This is a genomic window from Pseudomonas sp. QLc11A, from assembly GCF_052112305.1.
Lineage (GTDB): Bacteria > Pseudomonadota > Gammaproteobacteria > Pseudomonadales > Pseudomonadaceae > Aquipseudomonas > Aquipseudomonas laurylsulfatiphila.
Window position 1 is genome coordinate 17205 of record NZ_JAVAJJ010000016.1, and the last position, 13729, is coordinate 30933.

Here is a 13729-nt window from a genome sequence, read left to right on the forward strand (position 1 = left end):
AGGTTGGCGAACTAAAATCAGTATGCCCGGCAAAATTTCAATTTGGCGAGTGTCATATCACGGCTTGGCGGTTTTACGGGCGCTGGCGGCCAGGTCCTCAAGGAAAGCCTGGAGGATGGGCGGCGGCGCCGTACCGCGCCGGGTGATCACATCGAAGGGTGACTTCAGGCGCAGGCTCGCGGCTGCCAGTTGATGCATCTCGCCGCTCTTGACCCACTGGCTGGCGAAGTGCTCGGGCAGGAAGCCCACATAGGCGCCGGAGATGATCAGGATGGCCGAAGCCTCGATGTTATCGACGGTGGCGGCCGCCTTGCTCACGCCCAGGTGCTCGAGGTCGTATTGCTGCATGTAGCCACGCACGACGATGCGCCCGGCGGCGACTTCTTCGAGCAGTTCCGCACCTTCAGCCTGGCTGCCAAACAGCGGGTGGCGCCGCCCGCAATACAAGCCCAGGGCTTCCTGGTACAGCGGCGATTGCAGCAGCCCCGGCACATGGATCGGGAAGTGCCCGATGGCGAGATGGAGTCGACCGTCGAGCACCCGTTCCTCGAGTTCCGCCGGGGTACCGACGTACACGTTCAGGTGCACGTCATGGCCCCGTGAGACGAAGCGCTGGGTGGTGCGCGGGATCGGCGAGTCGGGGTCGGTGATGGTGGTGTCGATGATCCCCAGGTTGAGCTTGCCGCTGATGTGCTGCTTGAGCACGTCGGCGTCCATGCAGAAGTTTTCCACCGCCGACAGCAGGCGCTGGGTGGCTTCATGAATCGCCACGCCCTGTTCGGTCAGGCGAAAGCCGCTGCGCCCGCGCTGGCAGAGTTTGACCCCCAGGCGGGTTTCCAGGTGGGTCATCTGCTCACTGATGGTCGACTGCCCGGCATTGAGCGCCGCCTGCGCGGCCGAGAAACCGCCGCAGCGGACAATCGTGGCAAACACCCTGAGCAGTTTCAGGTCGACATCGTGCAGCTGGATCATCTTGGACCTCTGGCCGGTGGACGCATCGGGAATGCCGATATGAGTATCTGATGTTTAGCATTTTTTCCACGAAAACCTGCGCCCATAGTCTTTCCAACGGCGGTCGCCTTGCAGTCCGCCAGGCCGATAACAAGAAGTGGAGAGGCTAGAAATGTCGAACAACGGTTATGAATCCGGTCGCCTGAACCTGCCATTCGTGGGTCATTGCACCTTTGGCAAATCCCCGGTGTGCACCGATTGGGATGCACTGGATGCCGACGTCGCGGTGCTGGGCGTGCCCAACGACATGGGCACCCAGTGGCGCTCCGGCGCACGCTTCGGACCCCGCGGTATTCGTGAAGCATCGACGCTGTTTTCCTTCGGCCACGCCGGCGCCTACGATCACGAAGATGACGTGATGTACCTCACCGCATCGGATGTGCGCATGGTCGACGTCGGTGATGCCGACATCGTCCACACCGACATGGCCACCAGCAACAAGAACACCGAATACGCCGTGCGCAAGATCCTCGATGCCGGCGTGATGCCGGTGGTGCTCGGCGGCGATCACTCGGTGCACGCGCCGGTGATCAAGGCCTTCGAGGGCCGCGGCCCGATCCACATCATCCACTTCGATGCGCACCTGGATTTCGTCGACGAGCGCCACGGTGTGCGCTACGGCCACGGCAACCCGCTGCGCCGCGCTTCGGAAATGAACCATATCGTCGGCATGACCCAGATGGGCATCCGCAACGTGTCGTCGTCCAACCGTGACGACTACGAAGCGGCCCATGAAGCCGGCTCGAAAATCCTCTCGGTGCGCGACGTGCGCCGCCTCGGCGTCGAGGGTGTGCTGGCGCTGATCCCGCAGAACATCAACTACTACATCACCATCGACATCGACGGTTTCGATCCGTCCATCGCCCCCGGCACCGGCACCCCGAGCCACGGCGGCTTCCTCTACTACGAAGTGCTGGAAATCATCCAGGCCCTGGCCAAACGCAGCAAGGGCAACATCGTCGGCATGGACCTGGTGGAAGTGGCGCCGGTGTACGACCCCACCGGCATGACCTCGATCCTCGCCGCGCAACTGCTGCTCAACAGCATCGGTTTCATCTTCCACGAACGTGGCAAGGTGCGGGCCGCCGCCGAGAGCGAGTCGACTCCAGCCTGATCATCGAAACCATAAAGCTCAGAAACCAGAGCTCAAAAACCAGAGCCCCGGCAGGACCTGACTGCCGGGCAGAGAGAATAAAAATGGACACGATCGTCAAGAGTTACCTGCAGAAATTCGGCGTCAGCGAAGCCACCCAGACCTTTCTCAGCAAGGTCCAGAAAATGTTCATCGGCGGCGCCTGGGTCGAAGCCAGCGACGGCCAGACCTCCGATGTCATCGAACCTTCGACCGAAGGCCTGATCACCCGCATTCCCATGGGCACCACCGCTGACCTGGACCGCGCCGTGCAAGCCGCCCGCGCGCAGTTCGACGGCGGCGTCTGGCGCCAGGCCAAACCGGCCGAACGCGAGCGCATGATGCAGCGCCTGGCCGACCTGATCGAACGGAACGCTGCCGAACTGGCGGAAATCGAATCCATCGACATGGGCAAATCCGTGGCCTTCGCCAAGGACGTGGACATCCAGGGCACCGTCGACACCCTGCGTTACTTCGCCGGCTGGGCCACCAAGCTGCACGGCCGTACCGTCGAACCTTCGTTGCCGGGCAACTACCTGGCTTACACCCGCAAGGAAGCGGTCGGCGTGGTCGGCGCCATCGTGCCGTGGAACTTCCCGCTGCAGACCATGGCCTGGAAGCTCGGCGCGGCGCTGGCAACCGGTTGCACAGTGGTAGTCAAACCCGCCGAACTGACCTCGTTGTCGGCCCTGCGTTTCGCTGAACTGGTGCAGGAAGCGGGCATCCCCGACGGCGTGATCAACATCGTCACCGGGCGCGGCAGTGTGGTCGGTGCGGCCATGGCCACCCACCCCGGCATCGACAAACTGACCTTCACCGGCTCGACCCCGGTCGGCCAGACTGTCGGCCGCGCAGCGCTGGATGACATGAAGCGCCTGACCCTCGAACTCGGTGGCAAATCACCGGTCATCGTCTGCGCCGACGCCGACATCCCGGCCGCCGCCCAAGCGGTCGCCAACGGCGTGTTTTTCAACTCCGGGCAGGTATGCGACGCCGGTACACGGGCCTATATTCATAGCAGTGTCTACGACCAATTCCTGGGTGAGCTGATCGCCTACACACGCACCCTGAAAATGGCCCCGGGCCTGGACCCGGACTGCTTCATCGGCCCACTGGTTTCGGCCCTGCAAAAGCAGCGCGTGACCGAGTACATCGAGACCGGCAAGGCTGAAGGCGCGAAACTGGTCTACGGCGGACAAGCGGTCGATGGCCCAGGCTTCTTCGTCGAGCCGACCATCTTCGCCCATTGCCGCAACGACATGCGCATTGTCCAGGAAGAGATCTTCGGCCCGGTGCTGGTCACCGCACCTTTCGACGATGAAGAAGAGGCCCTGGCCCTGGCCAACGACTCGCCTTACGGCCTGGCAGCCGCACTGTATTCCAACGACCTTGGCAAAGTGCACAGCCTGATCCCGCGCCTCAAGGCCGGTTCGGTCTACGTCAACGCCCACGGCACCCTCGACCCGTCGATGCCGTTCGGTGGCTACAAACAGTCCGGGTTCGGCAAGGACCTGGGCGCCGAGCAGCTCGATTACCTGCTCGAAACCAAGGCGGTCTGGATCACGCTGCCAGGCTGACGCTGATCAGTTAAGACAAGGAACAATGCAATCCCTGTGGGAGCGAGCTTGCTCGCGATAGCGGACTGTCAGCCAACATCAATGTTGCATGTCACGCCCCCATCGCGAGCAAGCTCGCTCCCACAGGTTTTGCGCCAAAGTTGAAAGCAATTGCACCTTTGAAATTCGGGAACGGCAAGGACGCGCCCCGGGAGTCGTTCACCCGAAAGAACGCGGTTATCTCGTCATGATCTTCCAACAATAAGAGACCATCATGAACACTAACGCCAAGTCAGCCCCGAGCGTGTCCAGCCTCGATGACAAACCCGTCGTCGAAAGCCATTCGATCGATTTCATCCCCGAGAACGAGCGCACCGACAAACTGTCGAGCCAGGGGCCGTTCTGGTTCCTCGGCAACTTCACCTTCTTCACCATGACCATCGGCTTCGTCGGCCCGAGCGTCGGCCTGACCGCGCTCTGGACCACGCTTGCCGGCACGCTGGGCATCATGTTCGGCACGCTGTTCATGGCGTTTCACGGTTCGCAAGGCCCGCACCTGGGCCTGCCGCAGATGATCCAGTCCCGTGCGCAGTTCGGTTATCGCGGGGTGATCCTGGTGCTGCTGGCGACGCTGTTCGTGTTCGCCGGTTTCAACATCGTCAACCTGGTGCTGATGATGCAGGGGCTGCACACGCTGTTCGGTTTCAGCCCTGCGGTGATCGCGGTGGCGGTGACCATCCCGGCGGCGGTGCTGGCGATTCTCGGCCATGACTGGATGCACCGCAGCTTCAAATGGGCACTGTTCCTGTCGTTGCCGCTGTATGGCCTGGTGACCATGGCGGTGCTGATGGGCTGGGTGCCGGATGCGGTGCTGCCGGCACTCGCGGAAGGCGAAGTGGCCCGGGAGCCGCTGGGTTTCAACTGGACCGGTTTCATTGCGCAGTTTGCGGCGGCCGCCAGCTACAACATCGCCTATGCGCCCTATGTGTCGGACTACTCGCGCTACCTGCCGAAAAACACTTCCAGCGGCAAGCTGATCGCGGTGGTGTTCCTCGGGGCTTCGCTGTCCGGTGCATGGATGATTTCCGTGGGTGGCTGGCTGGCCGATCACCTGCATACCACTGACGTGCTGGTGGCCCTGGGGCAAGTCGGCAACACCGTGTCGCCACTGATGGGTACGGCGGTGGTGGTCGTCACCATCCTGGCGTTCCTGCCGGTGATCGCGATGAACATCTACAGCGCCAAGCTGACCACGCTGACCTGCGTCGACTCGATCAAGCACATCGAACCCACCCGCAAGGCCCGCATCCTGGCCATCGGCTTCGTGATCCTGCTGCAACTAGGCGTGGCCCTGAGCATCCAGAGTTCGGGCAAAGGCCTGTCGGTGCTGGGGATTTACCTGGTGGTGATGCTGTACTTCCTGGTGCCCTGGACCTCGGTCAACCTCACCGATTACTTCTTCGTGCGCAAGGGCCGCTACGCCATCCCGCACTTCTTCATGCCCCACGGCAACATCTATGGCAGCTGGGGACTGCGCGGCATCGCCGCCTACGCCATCGGTTTTATCTCGATGATTCCGTTCTTCTACATCTTCGACGGCGTTGAACAGCGCGAGGTGTATGTCGGCCCGTTCGCCAAGGCACTGGGCAGTATCGACATCGCCTGGCTGGTCGGGTTGATCGTCTCGGGCCTGGCGTACTACTGGCTGAGCCGCTCGATCGACCTCAAGCGCGAAGAAGCGGTGATCCAGCAGATCGAGAAAACCTCCCCGCAATACACCACCGGCGACACGCTGACCCACAAACAGCAGCCACTGCCGGTATTCACTGAATCGACGGTCGGGAGATAAGCATGACCACGCAAAAATACGACTACATCATCATTGGCGCAGGCTCGGCAGGTTGTGTGTTGGCCAACCGCCTGAGCGAAGACCCGGCCACCTCGGTGCTGGTCCTGGAATTCGGCGGCAGCGACAAGAGCGTAGTGATCCAGATGCCCAGTGCCTTCTCGATCCCGATGAACACCAAGAAGTACAACTGGCGCTACGAGACCGAGCCGGAGACTTTCCTCAACGGCCGGCGCATTCACTGCCCACGGGGCAAGGTGCTGGGCGGTTCGTCCTCGATCAACGGCCTGGTGTACATCCGTGGCCATGCGCTGGATTTCGACGAGTGGGAATCCCTGGGCGCCGAAGGCTGGGGCTATCGCAACTGCCTGCCGTACTTCAAGCGCGCCGAGAGCTATGAGTCGGGCGGCGACAGCTATCGCGGGCAGACCGGACCGCTGCACACCACCAACGGCAACCACATGAAAAACCCGCTGTACGGCGCCTGGGTCGAAGCCGGCGCGGAGGCGGGCTACATCAAGACCGAAGACTGCAACGGCTACATGCAGGAAGGTTTCGGTGCGATGCACATGACCGTGAAGAATGGCGTGCGCTGCTCCACGGCCAATGCCTATCTGCGTCCGGCCATGGGCCGTCCGAACCTGACGGTGATCACCCATGCGATGACCCGCCAGGTCATCCTCGAAGGCAAGCGTGCGGTGGGGGTCATGTATGACCACGGCGGCCAGACCCACCAGGTGCTTTGCAACCGCGAAGTGCTGATCTCGTCCGGCCCGATCGGCTCGCCGCACCTGCTGCAACGCTCCGGCATCGGCCCTGCGGACGTCCTGCGCAAGGCCGGGATTGGCGTGCGCCATGACTTGCCGGGGGTAGGGGAGAACCTGCAGGATCACGCCGAGGTGTACATCCAGTTCGGCTGTAAGGAACCGGTGACCCTCAACAGCAAGATGGACCCGCTGAGCAAGCTGATGATCGGTCTGCGCTGGCTGCTGTTCAAGGACGGCCTGGGCGCCACCAACCACTTCGAGGCCGGTGGCTTCATTCGCTCCGAGAAGGGCCTGCGCTGGCCGGACATCCAGTTCCACTTTCTGCCGGCAGCGATGCGCTACGACGGCAACAAACCGATCAAGGGCCATGGCTTCATGGTGCTCACTGGTCCCAACAAACCGAAAAGTCGTGGTTACGTGCGGGTTCGCTCGGCCGACCCGTACGAGCATCCGGAGATTCGCTTCAACTATCTGGAGCGGGAAGAGGACCGCGAAGGCTTCCGCCGCTGCATTCGCCTGACCCGCGAGATCATCGGCCAGAAAGCCATGGACCGCTTCCGCGACGGCGAAATCGCCCCGGGCGCGCAGGTGACCAGCGACGAAGACCTCGATGCCTTCGTGCGCGACAACCTGGAAAGCACCTACCATCCTTGCGGTTCATGCCGCATGGGCGAGGATGACATGGCGGTGGTTGATTCCGAATTGCGCGTGCGCGGCATCGCCGGTCTGCGGGTGATCGATTCGTCGGTGTTCCCGACCGAGCCGAACGGCAACCTCAATGCGCCGACCATCATGCTGGCCGAGCGGGCGTCCGATCTGGTGCGTGGCGTGCAGATGCTGCCGTCAGCGGATGTACCGGTTGGGTTGGTCGAGGGCTGGGAGAGCAGCCAGCGGACCTCCTTGCCAGGGCGTAACGTGCGGGTCTGACCGCAATCCGCAATCCAATATGGAGATCCAATGTGGGAGCGAGCTTGCTCGCGATAGCGGAGTATCAGTCGACTTCAATGTTGAATGAAATACCGCTATCGCGAGCAAGCTCGCTCCCACAGTGGACGGCGGTGCTTTCAGGAAAAAAGTGCGTCGTTGTTTCCTGGCCATTGCTAGTCTGTAAATCCTTGAGACCGCAATGGAGCACCCTCATGGCTATTCAGGCCCTGCGCGCCGACGCATCGCATATCGACCAGATCGCCCCTCTGTTTGACGCTTACCGGATGTTCTACGAGCAGCCGTCGAACCTGGTGCAGTCGCGCGCCTTCATCGCCGAGCGCATCGCCCGGGATGAATCGGTGATTTTTCTTGCCCGGGACACCGACGGTGAAAACCTCGGCTTCGTCCAGCTGTTCCCGACCTTTTCCTCGATTGACGCCCATCGTACCTGGCTGCTGGGTGATCTGTTCACCACGCCCGCTGCCCGGGGCAAAGGCGTCGGCACCTTGCTGATGAGCACCGCCCGGGATTTTGCAAGGCTGGCCGGTGGCAAAGGCATGACCCTGGAAACCGCCACCGACAATTTCACCGCCCAGCGCCTGTATGAATCCCTGGGCTGGGTGCGCGACCCCGGTTACTACACCTACTGCCTGGATCTGAAAAAAGATTGAGTCAGCGAGCCTTTCAGGCAAACACCGGCCGCATGAACGAACGCTCGTAGCTGAGGATGAATTTCCGGTCTTCGGCGTATTTGAACGCCGCGATGCACGCAGGATCGTTCATCGATTGCTGCCGGTAATGCTCGTAGGCCGCCAGGCTGGGAAAGGTGAACAGCGCCAGGGCGATGTTGTTGGCGCCCTCCGAAGGTAAAAAATAGCCGTGGTGCTGGCCGCCGAACTTCTCCACCAGGGGGATCCACAACTTGCCGTAGTGCTCGAAGGCGTCGAGCTGGTAGGGGTCGAGCACGTATTTCAGGTAGCAGGTCACCATTGTTTCGCTCCTTGATCAGGTTTTGAGGGCAGTCGCCACTGTAATCAACAGTGGGCGCCCGGCACAGCCGCTTGTTCGACATTGACCGGTAAGTTTGCGCCAGAGGCCTGTGCTGGCGTCGCCGCACTATTGGTTCAGTCAATAGTCACCATCAAGCATCGCAAGTTCTGTTTTTTGCGCAAAGGCGGAAAATTGCCGGCATTGAACACGCTGCTCAAGGAACCTGCGCGATGAAAATCTTGACCCGACTGGCTGTGATTGTCTTGTTGCTGGGCAGTGTTGCGTCTACCGCATCGGCCTTTGCCGAGGACGAACGCGCCTGTCACCTGCCGCCCATCACCGGTAGCCAGGGCGGGTTGCAATACGGTCAGACGGTCGGGGTGCTCTACAGCGAAAACACCGTGGAAAACCTGCAATACCTTGAGCAATACCACTCGGTGGCCGTCAACGGCGCGAAGCACGCACTGGATGCGCGAATTCGCCAGGCCTTCGTCGACAGCTCCGATCCGCAACTGGCCATCGATTGGCTGCTGAGTTCGTTGCACAAGAGCTTTCTGTCGGTGACGGTCTACGACAACCTTGATGCCCTGGTGCAGGCCCATCCCGATGTCGTGGTGATGCTCGATACCCACAACCAGTTGCTGACCCAGCGTAACGACCGGGTCGAGGCGCGTTTCGCCGCGCGGTTCTACGACGCCAGCCTGCAATACATCGGCAAGGCCGAAGGCGCGGTGGAAAAACAGCTGCCGTCGGTGTGGGTGCATGACAAGGCCGCGCCCGAGATTGCCGCGCAAATCGAACAGCAACGCGACCTGCAACTGACTGCATTGAAGCAATTCGATGCGTCGTTGAAGGTGCTGGTATCCGCCGGATTAACCGCAGCAACCCATTAACCAGCCCGACGTCCGCGGAACGGCGGGCAAGCCCATTCACCGTAGATTGCTTTTCAGGACCTGATTCATGCGCACTTTTTTTGCCCCGACCCTGGCCTTCGCCTCGCTGTTGCTGGCCGGTTGTGCCACGCCGAACAATCCGACCATGACCTTGCAGACCAGCAAGTCGCCCGAGGCGTACACCCATTGCGTGGTGCCGAAGTTGCAGCACGATGCACTGGCGCCCACGGTGTCGCAGACCCAGCGCAGCTACCGGATCGTCGTATCGAGCAAAGTGGCGGCGGACAACGTGCTTGAAACCTACAAGGCCTCGAACGGCGGCAAGGTGTTCCTGTACGAGCGCAAGCTGCTGGCGTCGGCGTTCGTACCGTCCAGTTTCGAGCGTGCGGCGCAGGAATGCCTGTAAGCGCAATTTCAGGCAAAAAAAAGCCGCCGGGAGAGGCAGCAGAAAGTTAAAGCACGCATTGGATGAGCTGAGTATGGCGGACGGTGCATGACAATTCGATGACAAATGAACAATTGTGGCGAGGGAGCTTGTCGGATTGGCGTACTGTCCCTGCCGACTTCCTGGCCTTCAGCGCCGGGCTCGAGGTTCGTCACCGTGAAAACCCGCCAACAGCGTCTACCCTCATCGGTCACAACCATCATGATGAGGGTGCAGACAGTGATGAAAACGGACAAGGTTGAATCAAACGAAGCCTCGGCGCTGATCGACGAGCGAATCCGCGAGCTGGCCGACTGGCGCGGCGAGACCCTGGCCCGCCTGCGCAAGATCATCCGGCAGGCCGACCCCGAAGTGATCGAAGAGTGGAAGTGGCGCGTGCCGGTGTGGTCCCGTGCCGGCATCCTCTGCACCGGCGAGACTTACAAGCAAGTGGTGAAGCTGACCTTCGCCAAGGGCGCGTCGCTGGACGATCCGTCGAAGCTGTTCAATGCAAGCCTTGAAGGCAATACCCGACGTGCGATTGATATCCGCGAGGGTGAGCAGATCGATGAAAAGGCGCTGACGGCGTTGGTTCAGGCGGCGATTGAACTCAATACCTCGCACAGCAAAAAATAAGTCAGTACACAGATCCCCTGTAGGAGCGAGCCTGCTCGCGATGGTCGTCAACGATAACGCGGCGAGCCTGACACCCCACGGCGCCTTCGAATTCATCGCGAGCAGGCTCGCTCCTACAGGGGCAGTGCCCACCTGACCGTTTTGGAGATCCTCAGCTGTCATGTTCCAATAGCGAGCATTCGCAGACTGGAAACGCAACATGAAGAAAATCGCCGCCCTGACCCTCGCCCTGGCGCTCAGCGCTGGCCTGTTCGGCACACCCACCCTGGCTGCGGGCGATGTCCAGGCCGGGGAGAAAGTGTACAAGCGCCTCTGCAGCGGCTGCCATCAGATCGGCGAATCGGCTCGCGCCTTCTTCGGCCCGCAGCTCAATGGCGTGATCGGTCGCCACTCCGCCGTCACCACGGACTATGTGTATTCCGACGCGATGAAGTCCGCCAACCTGGTCTGGGATCGCGAAACCCTGATCGCCTACCTCGAAGCGCCGAAGAAAGTGGTGCCCGGCACGCGCATGATTTTCTGGGGGCTGAGCGATCCGGAAAAAATCGAAGACCTGTTGGCCTATCTGCAAACTTTTCCGGCGCAGTAATCACTCGCCCAGGTTCTCCACCAGCCATTGAGTGAAGCTGCGCGCCATCGCCGTGTTCTCGCTGTCACGGTGGGTCAGTAGCGCCCAGTTCGGGCCGCGGATGGTTTGCTCCACCATCGGCTGCAACAGCCCGGTGGCCCGCGCCTGCCGACTCAGCAACTGGCTCACCAGCGCAATGCCGAGCCCGGTGCAGGCGGCGTCCAGCAGCAGCCCCGGATCGGAAAAGTTCAGCCCCTGATCCATCTGCCCCACATCAATGCCCGATTCCACCGCCCAGTGGCTCCAGTCCATTTCCCGCTCGCCATGCAGGGTGGTGCGCTGTTGCACCGGCACGGCCAACAGGCTCGGGTGACACGCCGGATAGAGGCGGTCGGCGTGCAGCACCTTGAAACTGCATTCGGCCTGGGAACTGATGTCGTCGCGCACCGCCAGGTCGATGGTCTGGCTGGCCATGTCCGGCACTTCATCGGTGCTGAAGATCCACAGATCGACCTGCGGATGCTGTCGACGGAAATCCCCCAGGCGTGGCAACAACCAGTGCCGGGCAAACGCCGGGGTGGTGTTGAGCACCAGTTGATTGGGTTTCTGGTATTGCCCCAGCCGGCGAATGCCCACCGCCAGTTGCTGCAACAACGCCTGGGTGGTGCTCAGCAGATCGTGACCGGCATCGGTCAGGCTGACGCTGCGCCCGCTGCGATAGAACAGCGGTTGCTCCAGGTACGCCTCAAGGCTGCGGATCTGCTGGCTGATCGCCGACTGGGTGAGGTGCAACTCTTCGGCGGCCTTGTGAAAACTGCCCAGCCGGGCGGCGGCTTCGAAGCCGCGCAGGGTGCTCAGGGGCGGCCAGTGTTTGAGCATATCGATAAGTTCCTCTAATCAGTTGCCTGCAAAATCCATCGTTTGTTTGCCCGTTTTGCCAGCCGTAGCATGCATGCCAAGACCGCCAAGGGCGTTTTCATTGAACACAATGACTTAACTCAGAGGTACTTGTCATGCAGCAGAACGGTATTCAAAACAGCGGTTGGACGATGCCGGCCGAATGGGTCACCCACGCCGCCACCTGGATGGTCTGGCCGCACAACAAGACCCTGTGGGAGTCGGGCTGGCGGGTGACGCTGCCCCAGGTTCAAGAGGACTTCGCCCGGGTGGCCAACGCCATCGCCCGTTTCGAGCCGGTGAAACTGGTGGTCGATCCTTCAGCGGTCGCCAGCGCCAAAGCCTTGTGCGGACCGAACATCGAGTTGATCGAACTGGCGGTCAACGACAGCTGGTGCCGCGACTCCGGCCCGAGCTTCGTCTGCCACCCGCAGCAAGGCCTGGCCGGTGTGAGCTGGCGCTTCAATGCGTGGGGCGGCAAATCGGCCCACGATCTGGACGAAAGCCTGGCCCGCCGCGCGCTCAACCATCTGGGCCTGGAGTGTTTCGGCACGGCGCTGAGCAACGAGGGTGGCGCCATCCATGTGGACGGCGAGGGCACGCTGATCACCACCGAGTCGGTGCTGCTCAACCCTAACCGCAACCCGGGCGTGACCAAGGCCGAGATCGAAGAGATCTTCACCCGCCTGTTGGGCGTGAAGAAAACCATCTGGCTGCCGGGCGATCCGGACTACGTGACCGGTGACATGACCGACGGCCACGTCGATGGCGTGTGCGCCTTCGCCCGCCCTGGCGTGTTGCTGGTGGACGCCACCCACGACCAACAATCGGTGTACGCCGAAGTCGCCCGGGAGAATCGTCGTGCCCTTGAACTGGCCACCGATGCTCAAGGCCGCCAATTCGAGCTGATCGAACTCTATGAAGCCACCGATGCGGTGGACACCGAGGCCGAAGTGTTCTGCGCTTCCTACACCAATTTCTACATCGCCAACGGCGCGATCATCATGCCGGCCTACGGCATCGATGCCGACAAGGCCGCTGCCGAAGTGTTGGCGCAGGCGTTCCCCGGTCGTGAAGTGGTGCCGGTGCGGATCAACCATCTGGCCCATGGCGGCGGCGGTGTGCATTGCATCACCCAGCAACAGCCGGCCTGGCCGGTGCGGGGTTGATGCCATGACACTGTTGACCATCGCCACCACGCAAATGCCCTGCACCTGGGACCTGAAACACAACCTCGACCAGGCTGAGCAATTGGTCCGCGAGGCCGCGGCCAAGGGCGCGCAGGTCATCCTGTTGCAGGAGCTGTTCGCCACGCCGTACTTCTGCATCGAGCAACACCACAAGCACCTGGCCCTGGCCGAGGAGTATCGCGACAGCCACGTGCTCAAGCGCTTTGCCGCATTGGCCAAAGAGTTGGGCGTGGTGCTGCCGCTGAGCTGGTACGAGAAGGCCGGCAATGCCTACTTCAATTCGTTGAGCGTGGCCGACGCCGACGGACGCCTATTGGGCGTGTATCGAAAGACCCACATCCCCAACGCCATCGGCTATCAGGAGAAGGAATACTTCAGCCCCGGCGACAGCGGGTTCCGGGTCTGGGACACCGCGTTCGGGCGCATCGGCCTGGGCATCTGCTGGGACCAGTGGTTCCCCGAAACCGCCCGCTGCCTGGCCTTGATGGGCGCCGAAGTGCTGTTGTTCCCGACCGCCATCGGCTCCGAACCTGGCTGCGCCACGCTCGATTCCCGCGATCACTGGCAGATGACCATGCGCGGCCACGCCGCCGCCAACCTGCTGCCGGTGGTAGCGGCCAACCGTGTCGGCCGGGAAGCGGCGACCACCGACCCGACCCTGCAAATGAGCTTCTACGGCTCGTCGTTCATCTGCAATCACAAGGGCAAGTTGCTCGCCGAAGCCGACCGCGACAGCACCGGCGTGCTGGTCCACACCCTGGACCTGGCGGCCATGCGCGAAGACCGCCTGACCTGGGGCATCTACCGCGACCGCCGTCCGGACATGTACGGCGCCTTGCTGACCCAGGACGGTCGCCAGATCCACTCACGCTGGACAACCCAAGGGGTGTGA

Annotated in this window: 14 protein-coding genes; 11 read left to right on the plus strand and 3 right to left on the minus strand. The window is 61.9% G+C overall.

Features of this window, described 5'->3' with window-relative positions; genetic code table 11:
* Positions 1–57 precede the first annotated feature (57 nt).
* Positions 58–972, minus strand: a complete 915-nt coding sequence (locus tag Q8X48_RS21485) for a LysR family transcriptional regulator (protein ID WP_015094432.1) — start codon at positions 970–972, stop codon at positions 58–60.
* Between the two features lie 151 nt (positions 973–1123).
* On the opposite strand from Q8X48_RS21485, the gene speB reads away from it, so the two are divergent.
* The 5 genes from speB (at position 1124) to Q8X48_RS21510 (ending at position 7910) form a co-directional block, all read left to right on the plus strand.
* Positions 1124–2125 carry an agmatinase gene (gene speB, locus Q8X48_RS21490; protein ID WP_104447745.1) on the plus strand — a complete coding sequence of 334 codons (1002 nt, stop codon included), beginning with the start codon at positions 1124–1126 and terminating at the stop codon, positions 2123–2125.
* Positions 2126–2208: 83 nt separating this feature from the next.
* Entirely contained in the window at positions 2209–3720 is a 1512-nt protein-coding gene (locus tag Q8X48_RS21495) for an aldehyde dehydrogenase family protein (protein WP_407801437.1), read from the plus strand.
* Between the two features lie 253 nt (positions 3721–3973).
* The gene (locus Q8X48_RS21500; RefSeq protein ID WP_407801438.1) at positions 3974–5548 is read left to right on the plus strand and encodes a purine-cytosine permease family protein; all 1575 of its coding nucleotides are present in this window, start codon (positions 3974–3976) and stop codon (positions 5546–5548) included.
* A gap of 2 nt (positions 5549–5550) precedes the next feature.
* Complete coding sequence (gene betA / locus Q8X48_RS21505; protein WP_217835674.1) at positions 5551–7239, plus strand: choline dehydrogenase; 1689 nt, start codon at positions 5551–5553, stop codon at positions 7237–7239.
* Positions 7240–7451: 212 nt separating this feature from the next.
* On the plus strand, positions 7452–7910 hold the full coding sequence (locus tag Q8X48_RS21510; protein WP_407801439.1) for a GNAT family N-acetyltransferase: 459 nt from the start codon (positions 7452–7454) through the stop codon (positions 7908–7910).
* 13 nt (positions 7911–7923) lie between these two features.
* On the opposite strand, the gene Q8X48_RS21515 is transcribed toward Q8X48_RS21510, so the two are convergent.
* Positions 7924–8229 (minus strand): NIPSNAP family protein, encoded by a 306-nt coding sequence (locus Q8X48_RS21515; protein WP_007980671.1) that lies wholly within the window; start codon positions 8227–8229, stop codon positions 7924–7926.
* A gap of 230 nt (positions 8230–8459) precedes the next feature.
* Here Q8X48_RS21515 and Q8X48_RS21520 point away from each other — a divergent pair, with 230 nt between their 5' ends.
* The 4 genes from Q8X48_RS21520 (at position 8460) to Q8X48_RS21535 (ending at position 10771) form a co-directional block, all read left to right on the plus strand.
* Positions 8460–9122 carry an ATPase gene (locus Q8X48_RS21520; protein WP_407801440.1) on the plus strand — a complete coding sequence of 221 codons (663 nt, stop codon included), beginning with the start codon at positions 8460–8462 and terminating at the stop codon, positions 9120–9122.
* Between the two features lie 67 nt (positions 9123–9189).
* The gene (locus Q8X48_RS21525) at positions 9190–9528 is read left to right on the plus strand and encodes a hypothetical protein (protein WP_407801441.1); all 339 of its coding nucleotides are present in this window, start codon (positions 9190–9192) and stop codon (positions 9526–9528) included.
* A gap of 261 nt (positions 9529–9789) precedes the next feature.
* The gene (locus Q8X48_RS21530) at positions 9790–10182 is read left to right on the plus strand and encodes a DUF1801 domain-containing protein (protein WP_407801442.1); all 393 of its coding nucleotides are present in this window, start codon (positions 9790–9792) and stop codon (positions 10180–10182) included.
* Positions 10183–10381: 199 nt separating this feature from the next.
* Positions 10382–10771 carry a c-type cytochrome gene (locus Q8X48_RS21535; protein WP_102673971.1) on the plus strand — a complete coding sequence of 130 codons (390 nt, stop codon included), beginning with the start codon at positions 10382–10384 and terminating at the stop codon, positions 10769–10771.
* Here the strand turns inward: Q8X48_RS21535 and Q8X48_RS21540 are convergent, their stop codons facing one another.
* Positions 10772–11629, minus strand: a complete 858-nt coding sequence (locus Q8X48_RS21540; protein WP_116581395.1) for a LysR substrate-binding domain-containing protein — start codon at positions 11627–11629, stop codon at positions 10772–10774. It lies immediately after the preceding gene.
* 134 nt (positions 11630–11763) lie between these two features.
* Between Q8X48_RS21540 and Q8X48_RS21545 the strand changes: the two genes are divergently transcribed.
* Positions 11764–12816 carry an agmatine deiminase family protein gene (locus tag Q8X48_RS21545; RefSeq protein ID WP_407801443.1) on the plus strand — a complete coding sequence of 351 codons (1053 nt, stop codon included), beginning with the start codon at positions 11764–11766 and terminating at the stop codon, positions 12814–12816.
* Positions 12817–12820: 4 nt separating this feature from the next.
* Positions 12821–13729 (plus strand): N-carbamoylputrescine amidase, encoded by a 909-nt coding sequence (gene aguB, locus Q8X48_RS21550; protein ID WP_407801444.1) that lies wholly within the window; start codon positions 12821–12823, stop codon positions 13727–13729.

Excerpts from the sequence above, each read along its gene's own strand:
- Q8X48_RS21500 (WP_407801438.1), top strand. The coding sequence starts at position 3,974 with ATGAACACTAACGCCAAGTCAGCCCCGAGCGTGTCCAGCCTCGATGAC.
- betA (WP_217835674.1), top strand. The coding sequence starts at position 5,551 with ATGACCACGCAAAAATACGACTACATCATCATTGGCGCAGGCTCGGCA.
- speB (WP_104447745.1), top strand. The coding sequence starts at position 1,124 with ATGTCGAACAACGGTTATGAATCCGGTCGCCTGAACCTGCCATTCGTG.
- Q8X48_RS21540 (WP_116581395.1), bottom strand. The coding sequence starts at position 11,629 with ATGCTCAAACACTGGCCGCCCCTGAGCACCCTGCGCGGCTTCGAAGCC.
- Q8X48_RS21535 (WP_102673971.1), top strand. The coding sequence starts at position 10,382 with ATGAAGAAAATCGCCGCCCTGACCCTCGCCCTGGCGCTCAGCGCTGGC.
- Q8X48_RS21520 (WP_407801440.1), top strand. The coding sequence starts at position 8,460 with ATGAAAATCTTGACCCGACTGGCTGTGATTGTCTTGTTGCTGGGCAGT.
- Q8X48_RS21530 (WP_407801442.1), top strand. The coding sequence starts at position 9,790 with ATGAAAACGGACAAGGTTGAATCAAACGAAGCCTCGGCGCTGATCGAC.
- Q8X48_RS21545 (WP_407801443.1), top strand. The coding sequence starts at position 11,764 with ATGCAGCAGAACGGTATTCAAAACAGCGGTTGGACGATGCCGGCCGAA.
- Q8X48_RS21485 (WP_015094432.1), bottom strand. The coding sequence starts at position 972 with ATGATCCAGCTGCACGATGTCGACCTGAAACTGCTCAGGGTGTTTGCC.
- Q8X48_RS21495 (WP_407801437.1), top strand. The coding sequence starts at position 2,209 with ATGGACACGATCGTCAAGAGTTACCTGCAGAAATTCGGCGTCAGCGAA.
- Q8X48_RS21515 (WP_007980671.1), bottom strand. The coding sequence starts at position 8,229 with ATGGTGACCTGCTACCTGAAATACGTGCTCGACCCCTACCAGCTCGAC.
- Q8X48_RS21510 (WP_407801439.1), top strand. The coding sequence starts at position 7,452 with ATGGCTATTCAGGCCCTGCGCGCCGACGCATCGCATATCGACCAGATC.
- aguB (WP_407801444.1), top strand. The coding sequence starts at position 12,821 with ATGACACTGTTGACCATCGCCACCACGCAAATGCCCTGCACCTGGGAC.
- Q8X48_RS21525 (WP_407801441.1), top strand. The coding sequence starts at position 9,190 with ATGCGCACTTTTTTTGCCCCGACCCTGGCCTTCGCCTCGCTGTTGCTG.